The organism is Micromonospora sp. NPDC000442 (assembly GCF_042898635.1).
Lineage (GTDB): Bacteria > Actinomycetota > Actinomycetes > Mycobacteriales > Micromonosporaceae > Micromonospora.
Window position 1 is genome coordinate 211,388 of the sequence record NZ_JBIAYZ010000002.1, and the last position, 17,187, is coordinate 228,574.

The 17,187-nt window shown below is 70.6% G+C and carries 18 protein-coding genes; 10 read left to right on the forward strand and 8 right to left on the reverse strand.

Features of this window, described 5'->3' with window-relative positions; all coding sequences use genetic code 11:
- Positions 1-90: 90 nt before the first annotated feature.
- A complete protein-coding gene (locus ACFY2A_RS03710; RefSeq protein ID WP_387167963.1) occupies positions 91-1,368 on the forward strand; it encodes a cation:proton antiporter in 1,278 nt (425 codons plus the stop codon).
- A gap of 24 nt (positions 1,369-1,392) precedes the next feature.
- Here the strand turns inward: ACFY2A_RS03710 and ACFY2A_RS03715 are convergent, their stop codons facing one another.
- Entirely contained in the window at positions 1,393-2,355 is a 963-nt protein-coding gene (locus ACFY2A_RS03715) for an NAD(P)/FAD-dependent oxidoreductase (RefSeq protein WP_387167966.1), read from the reverse strand.
- 163 nt (positions 2,356-2,518) lie between these two features.
- On the opposite strand from ACFY2A_RS03715, the gene ACFY2A_RS03720 reads away from it, so the two are divergent.
- Entirely contained in the window at positions 2,519-3,916 is a 1,398-nt protein-coding gene (locus ACFY2A_RS03720; RefSeq protein ID WP_387167969.1) for a glycoside hydrolase family 6 protein, read from the forward strand.
- 171 nt (positions 3,917-4,087) lie between these two features.
- Positions 4,088-4,675, forward strand: coding sequence for a general stress protein (locus tag ACFY2A_RS03725; protein ID WP_363918946.1), 588 nt, complete (start codon positions 4,088-4,090; stop codon positions 4,673-4,675).
- Between the two features lie 50 nt (positions 4,676-4,725).
- On the opposite strand, the gene ACFY2A_RS03730 is transcribed toward ACFY2A_RS03725, so the two are convergent.
- Positions 4,726-5,247, reverse strand: coding sequence for a GNAT family N-acetyltransferase (locus tag ACFY2A_RS03730; protein WP_363918948.1), 522 nt, complete (start codon positions 5,245-5,247; stop codon positions 4,726-4,728).
- Positions 5,248-5,421: 174 nt separating this feature from the next.
- On the opposite strand from ACFY2A_RS03730, the gene ACFY2A_RS03735 reads away from it, so the two are divergent.
- Together ACFY2A_RS03735 and ACFY2A_RS03740 are read left to right on the forward strand one after the other, a co-directional pair.
- Positions 5,422-5,916 carry a MarR family winged helix-turn-helix transcriptional regulator gene (locus ACFY2A_RS03735; RefSeq protein ID WP_387167974.1) on the forward strand — a complete coding sequence of 165 codons (495 nt, stop codon included), beginning with the start codon at positions 5,422-5,424 and terminating at the stop codon, positions 5,914-5,916.
- A gap of 10 nt (positions 5,917-5,926) precedes the next feature.
- Positions 5,927-6,913, forward strand: a complete 987-nt coding sequence (locus ACFY2A_RS03740) for a pirin family protein (RefSeq protein WP_387167977.1) — start codon at positions 5,927-5,929, stop codon at positions 6,911-6,913.
- 52 nt (positions 6,914-6,965) lie between these two features.
- On the opposite strand, the gene ACFY2A_RS03745 is transcribed toward ACFY2A_RS03740, so the two are convergent.
- Positions 6,966-7,094 (reverse strand): hypothetical protein, encoded by a 129-nt coding sequence (locus tag ACFY2A_RS03745; RefSeq protein WP_275415497.1) that lies wholly within the window; start codon positions 7,092-7,094, stop codon positions 6,966-6,968.
- A gap of 122 nt (positions 7,095-7,216) precedes the next feature.
- Here ACFY2A_RS03745 and ACFY2A_RS03750 point away from each other — a divergent pair, with 122 nt between their 5' ends.
- Positions 7,217-8,806: a phospholipase D family protein gene (locus tag ACFY2A_RS03750; protein WP_387168557.1), complete on the forward strand. Its 1,590-nt coding sequence runs from the start codon at positions 7,217-7,219 to the stop codon at positions 8,804-8,806.
- Here ACFY2A_RS03750 and ACFY2A_RS03755 read toward each other — a convergent pair.
- Positions 8,755-9,459: a hypothetical protein gene (locus ACFY2A_RS03755; protein ID WP_363918954.1), complete on the reverse strand. Its 705-nt coding sequence runs from the start codon at positions 9,457-9,459 to the stop codon at positions 8,755-8,757. The genes ACFY2A_RS03750 and ACFY2A_RS03755 overlap by 52 nt on opposite strands.
- Before the next feature lie 422 nt (positions 9,460-9,881).
- On the opposite strand from ACFY2A_RS03755, the gene ACFY2A_RS03760 reads away from it, so the two are divergent.
- Entirely contained in the window at positions 9,882-10,703 is an 822-nt protein-coding gene (locus ACFY2A_RS03760) for a SigB/SigF/SigG family RNA polymerase sigma factor (protein WP_387167981.1), read from the forward strand.
- A 58-nt stretch (positions 10,704-10,761) separates the two neighbouring features.
- On the opposite strand, the gene ACFY2A_RS03765 is transcribed toward ACFY2A_RS03760, so the two are convergent.
- The 3 genes from ACFY2A_RS03765 to ACFY2A_RS03775 are packed head-to-tail and all read right to left on the reverse strand — an operon-like array spanning position 10,762 to position 13,539.
- On the reverse strand, positions 10,762-11,355 hold the full coding sequence (locus ACFY2A_RS03765) for a GNAT family N-acetyltransferase (protein ID WP_387167983.1): 594 nt from the start codon (positions 11,353-11,355) through the stop codon (positions 10,762-10,764).
- Positions 11,352-12,875 (reverse strand): APC family permease, encoded by a 1,524-nt coding sequence (locus tag ACFY2A_RS03770; RefSeq protein ID WP_363918960.1) that lies wholly within the window; start codon positions 12,873-12,875, stop codon positions 11,352-11,354. Before ACFY2A_RS03770 ends, ACFY2A_RS03765 begins: the two co-directional genes overlap by 4 nt.
- Positions 12,876-12,912: 37 nt before the next feature.
- Positions 12,913-13,539: a GPP34 family phosphoprotein gene (locus ACFY2A_RS03775; RefSeq protein ID WP_363918962.1), complete on the reverse strand. Its 627-nt coding sequence runs from the start codon at positions 13,537-13,539 to the stop codon at positions 12,913-12,915.
- Between the two features lie 141 nt (positions 13,540-13,680).
- Between ACFY2A_RS03775 and ACFY2A_RS03780 the strand changes: the two genes are divergently transcribed.
- Both ACFY2A_RS03780 and ACFY2A_RS03785 read left to right on the forward strand, forming a co-directional pair.
- The gene (locus tag ACFY2A_RS03780) at positions 13,681-14,523 is read left to right on the forward strand and encodes a helix-turn-helix domain-containing protein (RefSeq protein WP_387167988.1); all 843 of its coding nucleotides are present in this window, start codon (positions 13,681-13,683) and stop codon (positions 14,521-14,523) included.
- Between the two features lie 43 nt (positions 14,524-14,566).
- The gene (locus tag ACFY2A_RS03785; RefSeq protein ID WP_387167990.1) at positions 14,567-14,758 is read left to right on the forward strand and encodes a DUF397 domain-containing protein; all 192 of its coding nucleotides are present in this window, start codon (positions 14,567-14,569) and stop codon (positions 14,756-14,758) included.
- 219 nt (positions 14,759-14,977) lie between these two features.
- Here ACFY2A_RS03785 and ACFY2A_RS03790 read toward each other — a convergent pair whose 3' ends face one another.
- Entirely contained in the window at positions 14,978-16,435 is a 1,458-nt protein-coding gene (locus ACFY2A_RS03790; protein ID WP_387167993.1) for a PLP-dependent aminotransferase family protein, read from the reverse strand.
- 263 nt (positions 16,436-16,698) lie between these two features.
- On the opposite strand from ACFY2A_RS03790, the gene ACFY2A_RS03795 reads away from it, so the two are divergent.
- A complete protein-coding gene (locus ACFY2A_RS03795; protein WP_387167996.1) occupies positions 16,699-17,019 on the forward strand; it encodes a peptidase inhibitor family I36 protein in 321 nt (106 codons plus the stop codon).
- Positions 17,020-17,187 lie beyond the last annotated feature (168 nt).

The window sequence follows — 17,187 nt, forward strand, 5'->3', positions numbered from 1 at the left end:
CGGGAGTTTTCCCCGGATTACCGGAACCTCCGCCGGGGCACGTTGTGCGCCACCTGTCCGCGTGCTGCGGACGTGGCGAGAGGCGGTCCGGTGGAGACGATCGACTTTGCGTTCGCGGTGCTCGGCGTGGCCGCGCTGCTCGCCGGCATCCTGCCTCGGTTGTTGGAGCGGCGACCGCTGTCGATGCCGCTGGCCTTCCTCGGCTTCGGGATGCTTGTGTACGCGCTGCCCACCGGACTGCCCGTGCCGGATCCCCTGTCACACCGGGATCTGGCCACCCATCTGACCGAGATCTGCGTGATCGTCGCGCTGATGGGCGCCGGCTTGAAGATCGATCGTCCGTTGAGTTGGGCGCGCTGGTCGTCGACGTGGCGGCTGCTGGCCGTGGCCATGCCGCTGTGCATCGCCGCCGTCGCACTGCTCGGGTGGTGGTGGGCGGGCCTGGTGCCGGCCAGCGCGTTGCTGCTCGCCGCGGCGCTCGCGCCGACCGATCCGGTCCTCGCCTCCGACGTCCAGGTCGGTGAGCCCACCGCCGAGTCGGACTCCGAGGACGAGGTTCGCTTCGCGCTCACCTCGGAGGCGGGGTTGAACGACGGTCTGGCGTTTCCGTTCGTCTACGCGGCGATCGCGATCGCCGGCACCGGCCTCGCTCCCGGCGACTGGCTGGTCCGCTGGATCACTGTCGACCTGCTCTACAAGGTCGGGGCCGGGCTGGTCGGTGGGCTCCTGATCGGTTGGCTGCTCGGCAAGCTCTTCTTCCGGGCGCCCAGCGAGTTGCGGCTGGCCCGGCACGCGGAGGGATTCCTGGCGCTGGCCGCCACCTTCCTGGCGTACGGGCTGGTGGAGGTGGCCGGCGGCTACGGCTTCCTGGCGGTCTTCGTGGCCGCCCGCGCGATCCGGGCGGCGGAGCGCAGCCACCAGTACCACGCGGTGCTGCACGACTTCGCCGAGCAGGTGGAACGGCTGCTCACCGTGCTGATGTTGCTGCTGCTGGGCGGCGCGGTGATCGGCGGTCTGCTGGCCCCGTTGACCTGGCCCGCCGCGCTGGTCGGCCTGGCTCTGGTGTTCCTGGTCCGGCCACTGGCCGGTTGGCTGGCGCTGCGCGGCGCACCGGGACGACCGGCGGAGCACTTGGTGATCGCCACCTTCGGCATCCGGGGCATCGGCTCGTTCTACTACCTGGCCTACGCCACCACGAAGGCGGACTTCCCGCAGGCGGAGCTCGTCTGGGCCACCGCCGCCCTGGTGGTGATCGTCTCCGTGGTGGTACACGGCGTCGCGGCGACCCCGGTCATGCGGTTGTTGGACGCGTCCGGTCCGCGTACCAGGACGGTGGCCCCGAAGCCTTCCGCAGCCGTCGCCGCCTGAGCCGCCCACCCGGCGGCACGATGGTCAGGTCAGCCGGCGGGCCAGCGCCCGGCCGAGGTCGCGGCCGGAGCGCCAGGCGGTCTGCACCCGGGGTTTTCCGAACGCGTCCCCGGCCAGTCCGATGCCGTCGTCGTCGAGGTGGAAGCCGGTGTCCGGGCCACCACCGTCGGCCGGCTTGGCGTACGTCCACCGGTGCACGTGCAGGTGTTCTGCCCGGTCGGCGAGGGCGAGCAGGTCGCGTACGGCCGCCTCGACGTCCGGCGCGGCCGCGGTGGGTTGGGCCAGGTGTCCGGCCGCGAACTCCTCGGTGGTGTGGGCGACCAGGACCGCAGCACCGTCGCCGCGCCGGTCGCCGTCGTCGCAGACCAGGCTGAGCAGTGGATGGTCGTTGACGAACGCGCCCCGGAAGTCACTCCACCGCCGGCTCGGAAACCGCAGCATCGCCGCCAGGGTCGGCGACCACCGCTGCCGTGCCACGGCCTCGGTGGCCGCGGCGAGTCCCGGGTCGAGCAGCCACGCGGCCTGCGGCCCGGGCATCGCCAGCACCACCGCCGCGCACTCCTCGCCGTCCACGGTCGGTCCCGGCCCGACACCGAGCACCAGCCGGTTCACCACCACGGGCAGGTCCCGGGCGAGATGTTCCACAAGCGAGCGCAGCCCACGCGGTGCCGCCCACCGCATCGGCCCGCGGACCTCGCGGCGGCCCCCACCGTCGTACGCGACGAAGGTGTCGGTCCACTCGCGGGCCAGACCGGCCGCCTGCCAGCCGCGTACCACCTCGGCGAACTCGGGGTCGCTCACGGTCAGGTAGGCCGCGCCGAGGTCGGCGGGGCGACCGTCGAAGCGCCGGCTGGCCATCCGGCCGCCGGCCACCCGTCCCCGCTCCCGAATCTGGACCGGTACGCCGGCGTCGCGCAGTTCCCGGGCGCAGGCCACACCGGCGATCCCCGCACCGATCACCACCACGCCCGACCGCTCACCATGCATCCCATGATCGTAGGGCGGCCGGCCCGCCGCGGCTCGACGCCGTGAGACGGTGGTCGGCCGGATACTTCCGGAAGGTCTTCACAAGCCGGCAATCGGCCCGTACCTTGTCGGACATGTGGGAGCGCTTCCACGCACTTTCTTCGATGGGTACGAGGAGCAGACCATGAGAACCCGAAGCACCTTCGCTCTGGTCGGCGTCGTGGCGACGGCACTGACCGTGGCCGGCAGCGTCGGCGTGGGCGCGCTGCGCCCCGCGCCCGCCGCGGCCGCCGACTCCGCCTTCTACGTCGACCCGCAGACCAGCGCCGCACGCTGGGTGGCGGCCAACCCGAACGACTCGAAGGCCGCCGTGATCCGGGACCGGATCGCCAGCGTCCCCCAGCCCCGCTGGTACACCACCACCAACACCTCGACCGTACGCGCCGAGGTGGACTCCTTCGTCGGCGCCGCAGCCGCCGCCGGCAAGATCCCGATCCTGGTGGTCTACAACATCCCCAACCGTGACTGCAGCAACCACAGCGGGGGCGGCGCACCGAACCACTCGGCCTACCGGCAGTGGGTGGACCAGGTCGCCGCGGGCCTCGGCGGTCGGCCGGCCAGCATCATCCTGGAGCCCGACGTGCTCCCCATCATGACCAGCTGCATGAACGAGAGCCAGCAGGCCGAGGTACGGGCCTCGATGGCGTACGCCGGCAAGGCGCTCAAGCGGGGTTCGTCGGCGGCGAAGGTCTACTTCGACATCGGCCACGGTGGCTGGCTCTCCGCCGGGGAGGCCGCCGCGCGGCTGAACGCCGCCGACATCGCCAACAGCGCCGACGGCATCTCGGTGAACGTGTCGAACTACCGCCGCACCGCCGACGAGGTCTCGTACGCCAAGCAGATCATCGCGGCCACCGGCAACTCCCGACTGAAGGCGGTCGTCGACACCAGCCGCAACGGCAACGGCCCGGCCGGCTCCGAATGGTGCGACCCGCCGGGGCGGGCGATCGGCACCCCGAGCACCACCAACACCGGTGACTCCGCCATCGACGCGTTCCTCTGGGTGAAGCTGCCGGGCGAGGCGGACGGCTGCATCGCGGCCGCGGGTCAGTTCGTGCCGCAGCGGGCGTACGACCTGGCCATCGCGGCCGGTCCGGTGCCGACCACGGCACCGCCGACCACCACCCCGCCGACCACCACCCCGCCGACCACCACGCCGCCCACCACCACGCCGCCCACCACCACCCCGCCCACCACCAACCCGCCCGGCGGTGGCTGCTCGGTGACGTTCACCCCGAACACGTGGACCGGTGGCTTCACCGCCGAGATCCGGGTCACCAACCGCGGCTCCGCGTTGAACGGCTGGAACCTCACCTTCAACGTCGCCTCCGGGGTGCAGTTGAGCAACGGCTGGAACGGTGACTGGAGCCAGTCCGGCAACCAGATCACGGTCCGCAACGCCGCCTGGAACGGCAACCTGCCCAGCGGCGGCACGGTCAGCGTTGGTCTTCAGGGCACCTACACCGGCAGCAGCCTGTCCGCGCCGAGCGGTTACACGCTGAACGGGACCGCCTGCGCCTGATCGCCCGACCCGTCCCGAGGGCCCCCGGCCGCCGCCCGTACCGGCGGCGCCGGGGGCCCGCCCCTGTTCCGGTAGGACCGCCGCTTCAGCGCCGGCGCACGAGCCGGAGGCCGCCGGGGTGTTACCGCCGCGCCGACGCGGGAAGGCGACCGGCGACGAAGGAGGAGACCCATGACCACACAGTCGAACCCCTCGGCCTGGCAGCCGGGTGTGACCGGCGGCGGCACCCTCCCGTCGGGTCCCGGCGGCCGCCCGGCCGCTCCCAGTGGCGACGGCCACGGACCGCCGACCGGGCCGCCGACCGTGACGATCGGCGCGTTCCCGGATTATCCGGCCGCCCAGCGGGTGGTGGACCACCTCGCCGACAACCGGTTCCCGGTGGAACGCACCGCCATCGTCGGCACCGACCTGACCCTGGTGGAGACCGTGCTGGGCCGAATGACCACCGCCCGCGCGGCGCTGGTCGGGGCCGGTACGGGGGCCTGGTTCGGTCTGTTCATCGGCCTGCTGTTCGGCATCTTCACCGTCGGCAACTGGGTGGCGGTGATCCTCGCCGGCCTCGTCATCGGTGCGATCTGGGGTGCCGTCTTCGGTGCCGTGGCACATGCGATGACGGGCGGGCAGCGTGACTTCACCTCCGCCAGTTCCCTGCGGGCCAACCAGTACGCGGTCACCGTGGAGGCCGACGTGGCCGACCAGGCCCGTCAGCTGCTGGCCCGGCTCAACCTGGGTGGACGGGCTCCGCAGACGGCGGGCTGACCCCGCGAAGACGCCCACCGGGCGGTCCCGCCGTGGGTGGGGCCGCCCGGTCAGTCGGTGGCGAGGCGGGCATGCAGGTGCTCGTCGTAGCGTCGGCCGTCGCCGTAGCGGTGCGACTGCCGCAGGGTGCCCTCGGCCGGAAAGCCGGCCCGCTCGGCGACCCGGCAGGACGCGGGGTTGGCCACCGCGTGGCACAACTCGATCCGTTCCAGCCCGAGGTCGGCGAAGGCCCACCCGCTGAGCCGTACGACCGCAGCCGTGGCGACCCCGCGACCGCGGGCGGCGGCCACGGTCCAGTAACCGATCGACGCGTCGCCGGCGTGAATGCGGTGCAGCGACACCGAACCGAGCAGGATCTCCGGGTCGACCGGGTCGGCGGCCGCCAACGACACGTGGCCACCGCCGGACCAGTCGGCCCGCCACCGTAGCCAGCGCAGCGCGGCGTCGAGGTCGAGCGGGTCGCCCTGCGGGTTCCACTGGGCGATCGCCGGATCACGCCAGGCATCCAGGACGGCGGGTGCGTCCGCCTCCCGCCAGGGACGCAGCAGCAGGCCGGGAGCGGTCAGTTCCACGGCGGCAGAGTCTCACACCGCCCGCTCCGGGCGCGCACCGGATACCTCCCCGGAGGTCGCCCGGTCCGTTCCTTCAAAGCTTGACCAATACCCCGTTACCCTCCCCCGCCACACCCGCAGTCACCACTACGGCGAACTCTTGTTCAAATTTTGAATAGGTGCTACCTTTGCGGCGTGACGGAGAGCCTGGACCGCGACCGCCTGGCCGCCTGGCGGACCTACATCGAGGCCAGCCAACGCTTGTTCACCCGGCTGGAGGACGACCTGCGCGCCGACAGCGGGCTCAGCTTCGCCGACTACCACGTGCTGGTGCTGCTCTCCGAGGTGCCAGGGCAACGACTGCGGATGGGCGAGTTGGCCGACCGCCTGGTCTTCTCACCCAGCCGACTGACCTATCAGGTCTCCTCCATGCAACGGCGGGGCCTGGTCGCCCGGCAGCCCTGCCCGCAGGACGGCCGGGGCAATGAGGCGGTGCTGACCGCCGCCGGGCTGCTGGCGCTGCGGGAGGCCGCGCCGCACCACCTGCACTCCGTGCGTACCCACTTGATGGACGACCTCGACGATGCCGAGGTCGCCGTCCTGACCAGGATCTTCACCCGGCTCGGCCGACGGCTGCGAGGGGCCGACGGCAGCGACGCCACCCTCGCCACCGCCCCCGGCGACAACTGAAGGAGCCCCGATGCCCGCCATCACCGTCGACAACGTCCTCGTCCTGCCCCGGCTGCCCCGGCTCGACGAGTCCACCGCGTTCCGGCCGGTCCGCCGGCTCACCACCGCGCCCAGCGGCTTCGAGGGCGAGGGTTTCCCGGTGCGCAAGGCCTTCGCCGGGGTGCCGATGAGCGAGCTGGACCCGTTCATCATGCTCGACCAGATGGGCGAGGTGGACTACGCACCCGGCGAGCCGAAGGGCACCTCCTGGCACCCGCACCGGGGCTTCGAGACCGTCACCTACATCATCGACGGGATCTTCGACCACCAGGACAGCCACGGCGGCGGCGGCACCATCACCAACGGCGACACCCAGTGGATGACCGCCGGCAGCGGCCTGCTGCACATCGAGGCCCCGCCGGAGCACCTGGTGGTCAGCGGCGGGCTGTTCCACGGCACCCAACTGTGGGTCAACCTGCCCGGTGCGGCCAAGATGAGTCCACCGAAGTACCAGGACATCCGGGGCAACGAGGCCGCGCTGCTCACCACCCCGGACGGCGGGGCGCTCATCCGGGTGATCGCCGGTGAGATCGCCGGCCACCGCGGGCCCGGCTCCACCTACACCCCGATCACCGTCACCCACGTGACGGTCGAGCCGGGGGCGCAGGTGGACCTGCCCTGGCGGCCGGACTTCAACGCGTTGGTGTACGTGCTCGGCGGGCGCGGCACGGTGGGCGCCAACGGGCGCGGCGTACGCACCGGACAACTGGCCGTGCACGGGCCGGGCGACGCGTTGCGGTTCAAGGCGAACGCCCGCCAGGACAGCCGCAACCAGACCCTGGACCTCTACATCATGGGCGGCCAGCCCATCCGGGAGCCGGTTGCGCACTACGGGCCGTTCGTGATGAACACCCGCGACGAGCTGATCCAGGCATTCGAGGACTTCCAGGCCGGACGGCTCGGAGTCGTCCCGGCGGAGCGGCTGCCGCACACCGAGGAGCAGGGCGAGCGCCCCTGATCGACCGCGCTGGACGCAGGGCGGCTCCGGTCACCGGGGCCGCCCGCCCGGCTCAGGAGACGGCGAAGATGCCGGCCACACCGAGCAGGACCATCACCAGCACGGTCAACAGCGCCCCCCGCTCGCTTTCCACCGCCTGCTCGCGGTGCTCGGTCGCGGAGTTCGTCGGCTCGCCGGACATGCTTCGGCTCCTCGCTGCTCGGGGTGCGGGTCGGTCGCCATCAGCCGGCAGCCCACCAGCGTGCGAGCCCGACCACGGGTTCGTATGGTGAGGACGTGAACGACCTCTCTGAGGGCGGGAGCGTGCCGCTACAGGACTGGTTCCTCACCGCACCGGAACGCGCCAACCCGGTCTCTGAGTTACCCGTCTGGACCAGTGGAAACCTCGCCGAGCCGCTGATTCACGGTGCCGCGTACTTCGACCGGCTGGTCACCGAGGTCGAGCGGCTGGGCGAAGGCGACCACCTCTTCTTCGCCGACTGGCGGGGCGACCCGGACGAGCGCCTGCGCCCGGACGGACCGACGACCTCCCAACTGTTCGCCCGCGCCGCCCAGCGCGGTGTGGTGGTCAAGGGTCTGATCTGGCGGTCGCACCTCGACGTGCTGTCCTACAGCCACCAGGAGAACCGCAACCTCAGCGAGGCCATTTCGGCAGCCGGCGGTGAGGTGCTGCTCGACCAGCGGGTCCGGCGAGGTGGATCACACCATCAGAAGCTGGTGGTGCTGCGCCGTCCGGCCGCCCCCGAGCAGGACGTCGCCTTCGTCGGCGGCATCGACCTCTGCCACAGCCGTCGCGACGACGACGCGCATCACGGTGACCCACAGGCGGTACGGATGGCCGCCGCCTACGGCGACCATCCGCCCTGGCACGACGTGCAGCTCGCGCTGCGCGGGCCGGTGGTGGGCGCGCTGGACACCACGTTCCGCGAACGCTGGACCGACCCGATACCGCTGGATTCGGAGAACCCCCTGGCCTATCTGCGCGACCGGTTGCGCGGGGCGGATCTCGCCCCCGGGCCGCTGCCGGAGCAACCGGCCGACCCGCCGACCTGCGGGCCGCACCACGTCCAGGTGTTGCGCACCTACCCGGCGGTCCGGCCCCGGTACGCGTTCGCACCGGACGGCGAACGCACGGTGGCCCGCGGCTACACCAAGGCCGTACGCCGGGCCCGTCGGCTGATCTACCTGGAGGACCAGTACCTCTGGTCCACCGAGGTAGCCGAACTCTTCGCCGGAGCGCTGCGCGACAACCCGGAGCTGCATCTGGTCGCCGTGGTACCCCGCCATCCCGACGTGGACGGGCGGCTGGCTCTGCCGCCGAACACGGTCGGTCGCGAGCAGGCGCTGGCCCTGTGCGAGCAGGCCGCGGCAGGGCGGGTGCACGTCTTCGACGCGGAGAACCACGCCGGCACCCCGGTCTACGTGCACGCCAAGGTGTGCGTGGTCGACGACGTGTGGGCCTGCGTCGGCAGCGACAACTTCAACCGACGGTCCTGGACGCACGACAGCGAACTGTCCTGCGCGGTGCTGGACGACACTGCGGACGAACGCCACCCGCCCGATCCGGCCGGTCGGGGTGACGGGGCCCGGCAGTTCGCCCGGGAGCTCCGGCTACGTCTGCTCCGCGAGCACCTGGACCGCGATCCGGCCGGCGGCGACGACGCCGACCTGATCGACCCGGACGACGCGGTCGCCGCGATCACCGCCGCCGCCGAGGCGTTGCAGCGCTGGTACGACGGCGGGCAGGTGGGCCCGCGCCCACCCGGCCGGCTGCGACCGCACCGTGCCCGGCGCCTGCCCTGGTGGATCCGGGCCTGGGCGTTGCCCGCGTACCGCCTGGTCTACGACCCCGACGGCAGACCGCTGCGGGCCCGCCGGTCCGGCACCTGGTAGCTCGGCTCCAACTCGCCGAGCACCGTCAGCCCTCCGGGGTACGCGAACGAGGAGCGCGGCGAGTAGTAGCCCCAGGCGATGGTGAGCGGGTTCTCCGGGCGCAACGCGTACACCGGGTGGTCCGGATCGAGGAACTCGACCGATTCGATCTCGAACGAGGTGGACGGTTCGGCGACCACCGCATAGATGCTGCTGACCAGTTGACCGTGCAACTCGGTCAGGTAGCGATGGTGCCCGTTGTGCACGGCGTGTCCGGTGTCACCGACGCGCACCTGGGCCCGGATCACCGGCACGCCCTCGATGTCCGTCCCGGTGACGATCGTGTCGCCCTGCTCGGTGATGCTGGTGCGGCCGGGTACGGCCGGGGCACCCCGGGCCAGGGCGTAGCCGCGTACCCGCTCGCTGGAGGTGACGTAGTGGGTCCACCAGCCACCCGGGGTCACCCCGTCCGGGGCGTCCATGTCGACAAGCGTGACGCCGAGGTAGGTCAGGGAGTAGGAACCGAAGCCGGAGGTCTGGCTCTCGTCGTCCACGACGTACTGGTTCATGAAGACCTCGCGGTCCGGGTGGGGCCGTAGCCCCGTGGGGACCAGCGCCGCCACCGCGTCCGGGTCCGCCGGCAGCCAGCTGAAGTACAGCGTCCGGCTGTTCACGACGAGGTGAGGAACGGCAGGATCGAGCACGGCACCTCCGGATCAGGGTTGTACCCCGCGACGTTAAGCCCGGTCCCGTTCATGGGACAACGACGGATTGGTGACACTCCGCTTACCACCTGCGGCGGCCATCGTCCGTTCGGCACCCCGACGACCTCGTCCGGCTCGGCGATCATGGACGCACGGACATCCGCGACTGGTCCGATCGGCCGCCCGTACGCGGTAGCCGCGACGATCTGACCGCTCTCGGCACGTCAGCCTGAGACCCTTTGCGGCTTTTCCACCCAGAAATTACTTAAGTACATCGTCCTTTCGGCTAGATTTCTGGGAGACGATCGGGCTAAGGTGACTCCCGAACGTACTAACAGAACCAACCAAAGCGTCACGTCTATATCCGCGGACGAGGTGCAGGGAGGACCACCATGACCGCGTCAACGATCACTGAATCGGCGACAACCCCGGCCAGCACCCCGAAGCTCGACCCGCGGGCGCTCACCGACAGCGCCGCCGAGCTGCTGAACGCCATGGCTGCGCTGCCGGCCGGGCATCCCTCCCGGGCCGCGCTGCGTGACCGGGCGATCGAGGCCTGGCTGCCGCTGGCCAAACACCTCGCCCACCGCTACAGCGGTCGCGGCGAGCCCACCGACGATCTCGCGCAGACCGCCGCCGTCGGCCTGATCAAGGCCATCGACAAGTTCGACCCGTCCCGCGGGGTCGACTTCGCCGGGTACGCGATCCCCACCATCATCGGCGAGCTGAAGCGGCACTTCCGCGACCGGACGTGGGACATCCGCGTACCTCGCCGGTTGCAGGAGCTGCGGCTGGCCATCTCCGACGCCAACAGCACCCTGTTGCAGTCCCTGGGTCGCTCCCCGACCGTGGCCGACATCGCCGCCCACCTCAAGCTCACCGAGGAAGAGGTGCTGGAGGGCCTGGAGGGCGCCCGCGCGTACAACGCGGTGTCGCTGTCCACCCCGACCGGTGACGGCGACCGCGCGACCGAGCTGGGCGACATGCTCGGCGGTGAGGACAGCGAGTTCGAGCTGGCCGAGCTGCGGGTGGCACTGGGCCCGGCGCTGGCCACGCTGGACGAGCGCGAGCAGAAGATCCTGACGCTGCGGTTCTACGGCAACCTGACGCAGTCGCAGATCGCGGAGCAGATCGGCGTGTCGCAGATGCACGTGTCGCGGCTGCTGACCCGGGCCCTGACGAAGCTGCGGGGTCAGCTCGACGGCACGTACTAGGAGGGGGTGGCGATGGTGGCCCGGGTCCGACGGACCCGGCCACCATCGTCTTCGCACCTCAGCCGGCGACCGGCTCCCGCCACATCGGCCAGAACGGGGTGCCGTCGGGCAGCCGGAACGGCTCGGCGACCCGGTAGCCGTGCCGCGCGTACAGGTCGCGGCTGGTCTCGCTGCTCGCCTCCAGGTACGCCGGCACGCCGTTGGTGTCCAGCCAGGCGTGATGGTGGCGCAGCAGCGCCGTGCCGACGCCCTGGCCCTGGCGGTCCGGACGCACGGCCAGCAGCGCCAGGTGATGATGGTCGGCGTGCGGATGGTTGGCGGCGAACAACTCGTCCAGGTGCACGAAGTTCGGAGTCCACTCCCCGCAAGCCGAGGCCAGCCGGGCGTCGTAGTCCTCCGGCGGCGGCAGTGGTTCACCGACCGACGGCAGCCAGACGGCCACCCCGGCGCGGTCCTCGGTGCCGAACACCAGTCCGTACCGAGTGGCGTGGTCGACGATGATCTCGAAGTTCCCGGCCAGCACCGACTCCCGCTTGGACTCGTCCGGCACCAGCCAGCGGGGCTGGTCGAGCACCATGAATGCTTCGGCGATCCGCGCGGCGACCCAGCGGGCGTCGTCCGCGCCGAGCTGGTTGATCTCCGGCCCGGTCACCGCCGCACCTCCGCCGTCGGCGCCGGCTCGGTGACCGGCGGGGGAACCACGACGGCCGCCGCGCTCTCCGCGCCCAGGCCGATCCGGGCGTACGTGTCGGGACGGCGCCGCCGCAACGACAGGCCCCACAACCCGCCCAGCAGCGCCGCGACCGGATAGGCCAGCGGGATCGCCCAGCGCAGCGGCGAGTCCGGCTCGACCCCGAGCAGGTTGGCGAAGTTCTGCACCGCCAGGACGATGATCGCGACCAGCGCGATCACGGCGATGCCGGGCGCGACCAACCGCCGCCACAGCGTCTCCTGCACACCGCCGCGCGCGAAGTACGCGATGATCGCGACCGCGGTGATGGCGATCAGCAGCAGTACGCCGAAGCCGCCGCTGGTGCCCAACCAGAAGAACAGTTGCAGGACCGGGTCCCAGCCGTTGACCGCGTACAGGATGATCACCACCAGGCCGAGCGCGCTCTGCGCGAGCGAGGCGGCCCGGGGTGCGCCGGTGGTCGGTGAGGTCCGCCCGAACACCGCGGGCAGCACCCGCTCCCGGCCCAGCGCGAAGGTGTAGCGCGCGGTGGTGTTGTGGAACGAGATCATGGCGGCCAGCACCGAGGTCAGGAAGAGTGCCTGCCCGATGGTCAGGACGGTGTCGCCCAGGTGCGCCCCGGCCAGGTTGAAGATCAGCTCGACGCTCTGGGTACCCGCCTCCTCGACGATCCGGTCCGGCCCGACGGCCACCGTCATGCTCCACGAGGAGAGCGCGTAGACCACCGCGATGATCGCCACGGACAGGTAGGTGGCCATCGGCACCGTACGCTTCGGGTCCTTGCTCTCCTCGCTGAAGACCACCGCCGCCTCGAAGCCGACGAAACCGAGGATCGCCAGCACCAGCACCGCGCCGAGCCCCGGCACGAAGAAGTTGTCCGGGGCGAACGCGGCGAAGCTCACGTCGCCGCCGGCCGGGTTGCCCAACTGGCCGAGATCGAACACCACGATGATGGCGATCTCGGCGCAGAGCAGCGCCGCCAGCACCATGCCGTTGATGTCCACCCGGAGCAGGCCGAGCATCGCCACCAGCGCCCACGCCACCAGCGCCACGACCCACCACTGCGGCGCGACCCCGAACAGCCGGTCCAGCACCGGTGCCGCCGCCGCGCCGATGGTCCCGTAGAGCCCGACCTGGAGGGCGTTGTAGGCGATCAGCGCCACCCAGGCCGTACCCACTCCGGCCGGACGCCCCAGCCCACGCGCCACGTACGCGTAGAAGGCCCCGGCGTTGGCCATCCGACGGGCCATCGCCACGTAGCCGACGGAGAACACGGCGAGTACCACGGCCACCGCCAGGAAGGCCAGCGGAATGCCGAGCACGCCGATGACCCCGTAGCCGGTGGTGACCACGCCGGCGACCACGGTCAGCGGTGCCGCCGCGGAGAGGACGAAGAAGATCACTGAGGGGACGCCGAGCCGGCCGCGGGCCAGCGCCTCGGAGACGTTGCTCGGTCGTTCGGTTGTCGCTGTCGAGGACATGTACTGCTCCGGTCTGAGGGGAAGGGGGTGTACCGGGTCAGGGGGCACCGCGCAGCACCGCCGCACCAACGGCGGCTTCGGTGTGCGCCACGAGTTCCTTCAGCGGGTCCGGCAGGGCCGGGATGATCAGATTGAGTCGGTGGTGTGCGCGCGGACCGGCGCTCCACAGCACTTCCCGGGTCAGTCCCGCGGCGGCGACCAACCCGAGCAGCGTCGCGTCGGGCACACTGGGCGGCTCGGCACGCTCCAGCAGCGCACGCAACCGGGTGGCCGGCCAGGCCACGACGTTGAGGTCGATGGGCTGGTAGGTGACGGTGGTCCGCAGCAGCCGCCGGCTCTCCTGTCGGCGCAGCACACCGGCCCGGGACAACCGCTCGCCCACCGAGGTCACCGAGGTCTGCGCGAGAAAGCTGAGCCAGGTACGCACCGACTGGTGCTGGGCCTCCCCGATCAACTGGTCCAGCACGGTGTGCGCCAACGCGTCAGCCGGCGGCCGTCGGTCGATCACGCCGACCTGACCGGCGGCGACGGTGATGTGTCCATAGAGGATCAACTCGCCGAGGAGCCCCCCGGCCAACCCGAGACTGGTCGCCGCCGGGTGCAGCTTCGCCTTGCCCCGGGTGTCGTTGTGCGCGATCAGAAAGAACTCGTCGGCGGTGAGCACACGTCCTCCCGAGCCGGCCGTCCACAGTGATCGCTAACCGGGAAAGGATGCACCGAGCGCAACTGCAACGCAACTCCCGTTTTGGTCAGTTGCACTCCGTGGTGAAGCGACCTGCGCCTTTTCCCGTGACAGACTCGGAGGGTGACCGCGAGCCCCACCGTTCGACGCCGCCGTATCGCCCGGGAACTGCGCCAGCTACGTGAACGCGCCGGGATGACCCTGGACGTCGCCGCCCGACAGCTGGACATGTCCAAAAGCAACCTGTCCCGCATCGAGAACGCACAGATCGGCATCAAGCCGCGCGATGTCCGGGCCGCGCTCGCGCTGTACCAGGTCACCGGCAACGACGCCGAGGCGCTCATCGAGATCGCCCGGGGCGCGCAGCAACGCGGCTGGTGGCAGCACTACAGCGACGTACTCCCGGAATGGTTCGAGTTCTACGTGGGACTGGAGGCCGAGGCCGCCACCCTGCGCACGTACGAGGCCGAGGCGGTGCCCGGTCTGTTGCAGACCGAGGCGTACGCCCGCGAGGTGTACCGGCTGACCGCCGGTGAGGATGATCTGGACCGCAAGGTGGCCGCCCGGCTACGCCGGCAGGACGTGCTGCGCGGCAACGAACCGGTGGAGCTGTCGGTGGTGCTTAACGAGGCGGTACTGCTACGCCCTGTCAGCGATCGCACCGTCATGGCGGGCCAGATGGCCCACCTGGAAACCCTCGCCGAATTACCGAACGTAACCATTCAGGTACTTCCCTTCGATGCTGGCGGGCATCCGGCGATGAACTCGCCGTACGTGATCCTCACGTTCGCCGACGCGGCCGACGCGGCCGTCGTCTACCTGGAAAATCTCTCTACTGGCCTGGCACTGGAGGAGGCCGCACAGGTGCGCTCGTATAGCCTTGTGCACGAGAGGCTGTGCAGTCTGGCACTCGATCCAGCGGCGTCCCTGATCCGCCTGAAGGAAGCTTCTCGTTACTTTACGTGACCGCTGCCTCGCGGTCACTGTCGGTATCGACGAAGGGATCGCGATGACCGCGCTCGACCTGTCCCTGGCGAAGTGGCGCACCAGCACGCGCAGTGTGGGCAACGGCAACTGCGTCGAGGTGGCCACTGTCGACGGTGGGGTCGCGGTTCGGGACAGCAAGGACCGTCACGGCCCAGTGCTGACCTTCCCACCGTCGGCCTGGAACACCTTCGTCGCCAGCGTCCACCCTCGCTGACCCCACCCACCGCCCGCCGGGTCCGCCGGCCCACACCGCCCTGCCCGGCCCCGCGCCGCCGACCCCGCGCGGCCCCGCACTGTCCCACGCTGCCCGTCGTCGCCCATTCGGATCGCTCGTTCGGCCACTCCACCCCCACGGCCATCGCCGCTGCCCCAGCCCCGACGGATGCGCGCCGCAAAGCTCTCCGTCCGGCCGAGTGGCCAGAGCAGCCCACCGTCACCATCTGCCACCCCATTCCAGACAGCGACGGAGAAGGTCGAGCCCTTCGTCGATCCGGTCCAGGTCGACGGCGCCGTAGCCGAGGACCAGCCCGGGCCGGACCGTGCCGGGCAGCCCGAAGTCTGAAACGGGATAGAGGCCGATACCGGCACGCTGGCAGCGCTCGACTACCACCTGGTCGGCCGCCGGGCCGCTGCCCTCCGCCGTATTCTGCGTGGCGTGCAGCCAGGCGGTCAGGTGCAGCCCGGCCACGGAAGGCAGCGGCTCCAGCAGTTCGGCTAGGTCCCCGTCCAATCGTTGACAGATGCGATCCCGGCGAGCCTGGTAGACGCGGCGCATCCGGCGGATGTGCCGCGCGAACCGCCCTTCGTCCAGATAGCGTGCTAGTGCGGCCTGCATCGGCGAGGCGGTGTGCCAGTCCACGACGTACTTCGCCCGGCGTAGCGCCGGGTACAGCGTCGGTGGCACCACGCAGAAGCCCAGCCGAAGGGTGGGTAGCAGGGTCTTGGAAAAGGAGCCGACGTAGATCACCCTGGCGGACGGATCCAGGCTGTGCAGCGGGTCCACCGGGCGACCACCGAATCGGAATTCGCTGTCGTAATCGTCCTCAATGATCACAGCGTCGGTGCGACGGGCCCACTCCAGCAGCGCCTTCCGCCGACGGTCGGACAATGGCACGCCGAGCGGGAACTGGTGCGACGGGCTGACGTACAGGACCCGTGCACGATCCGGCAGCGCCTCGACGACCAAGCCCTCCCGGTCCACTGGTGCGGACACCACCCGCGCGCCGGAGGTCTCGAAGAGCGCCCGCGGAGGGGGCCAGCCCGGGTTCTCCACCACCGCAACCTGGCCCGGTTCGAGCAGCACCCGAGCGATCAGGTCAACTGCCTGCTGGCTGCCGCTGGTGATCAGGATGTCGTCGGGCCCGGCCCTAATTGATCGGCTTACGCCGATGTGGCGGGCGATGGCGGCGCGCAGACCCGGATGGCCCGCCGGATCCTGGTAGCCCCCGGAACCGACCGACACTCTGCGAAATGTGTCGGCCAACAGTGCCCGCCAGGTGGCAAACGGAAAGCGGCTCGCGTCGGGTAGGCCGGGCCGGAAATCGTATGCCGGGGTGGCGGCGGCCATGTCCACCGGCTCGGGCTGGTGTTCCCATACTGGGCGCGGTCGGATCGCCCGCTCCATCATTTCTGGCACCGGCAGGCGTTGCCCTGGATGCCCGAGGACGTACGTGCGCCCCCGTTGTCGCGTGATCAGAAAGCCTTCCGCCGCGAGTCGATCGTATGCGACAACCACGGTGTTCCGGGAGACCATCAGCCGCGTCGCCAACTCCCGGGTGGACGGAATCGGCTCACCGGCGCGGAGTCGCCCGTCGATGATCGCCGCGCGGATCTGTCGGTGGATCTGCACGGCCAGCCCTTCTGGCCCCTCGATCCTAATGTGGACGTCCACAGCCGTCGATGCTACCCACGCCGCCCGCCGAATACGGGAGTCCGGCTGCGATCGGGCGTGACTGGCCCACCACGACAGGGACCGATCTGGCTCTCGTCCATTCGAACCCTCAACCCTACTCTGAGTAACAAATCACCGTAAAGAAGGGGTTACCAATGCGAGGTCGCTCCATGAGAAGTCTCGCGGCAGACGTTGCAGTTGTCGCTTCGGCTGCGCTTCTCGCAGCCGGTCTAGCCACAGCGCCCGCTTCCGCAGACACGAGCATGACCAGCTCATCCTCGACGGCGGCAGGTGCCGAGATCCTGACTGACTGTCCGGACCAGTTGATCTGCTTCTGGCCCAGCGTAGCCAAAGGCAGTCCTACCGGAAGCCCGTGCCGCTTTGGCCGGAGCCAGGTGGGCGACATCCCGAATATCAAGTGCGCAGCCATGAACCGTCCAAAGTACGTACACAACAACACGCGCTTCCGTGTTCACTACTACAAGTCACACAATTGCGGCAGCGGCCGGATCGGGAGCACTTCGGCTCGAAGCCAGGGCACTCTTGCTGGCACCTACGTGATCGGGTGCCTGCGATTCCGGTAGTTCACCCGGTGACCACGATCGCCCCGACGCCGCCGTGCTCCGGCGGGACCTGGCCAACAGCGCAACGGGCCGACCGTCGCGGAAAGTAATCGTTGCGTGGGTTGAAGCAGAGCAAAGCTGCGAGGGACCTTATGCAGGGGCGCGGGAAGACGGCTACGAACTGTGACG

Coding starts and splice junctions, on each gene's coding strand:
- ACFY2A_RS03715 (WP_387167966.1), bottom strand. CDS start 2,355: ATGCATGGTGAGCGGTCGGGCGTGGTGGTGATCGGTGCGGGGATCGCC.
- ACFY2A_RS03720 (WP_387167969.1), top strand. CDS start 2,519: ATGAGAACCCGAAGCACCTTCGCTCTGGTCGGCGTCGTGGCGACGGCA.
- ACFY2A_RS03725 (WP_363918946.1), top strand. CDS start 4,088: ATGACCACACAGTCGAACCCCTCGGCCTGGCAGCCGGGTGTGACCGGC.
- ACFY2A_RS03740 (WP_387167977.1), top strand. CDS start 5,927: ATGCCCGCCATCACCGTCGACAACGTCCTCGTCCTGCCCCGGCTGCCC.
- ACFY2A_RS03745 (WP_275415497.1), bottom strand. CDS start 7,094: ATGTCCGGCGAGCCGACGAACTCCGCGACCGAGCACCGCGAGCAGGCG.
- ACFY2A_RS03760 (WP_387167981.1), top strand. CDS start 9,882: ATGACCGCGTCAACGATCACTGAATCGGCGACAACCCCGGCCAGCACC.
- ACFY2A_RS03770 (WP_363918960.1), bottom strand. CDS start 12,875: ATGTCCTCGACAGCGACAACCGAACGACCGAGCAACGTCTCCGAGGCG.
- ACFY2A_RS03785 (WP_387167990.1), top strand. CDS start 14,567: ATGACCGCGCTCGACCTGTCCCTGGCGAAGTGGCGCACCAGCACGCGC.
- ACFY2A_RS03795 (WP_387167996.1), top strand. CDS start 16,699: ATGACCAGCTCATCCTCGACGGCGGCAGGTGCCGAGATCCTGACTGAC.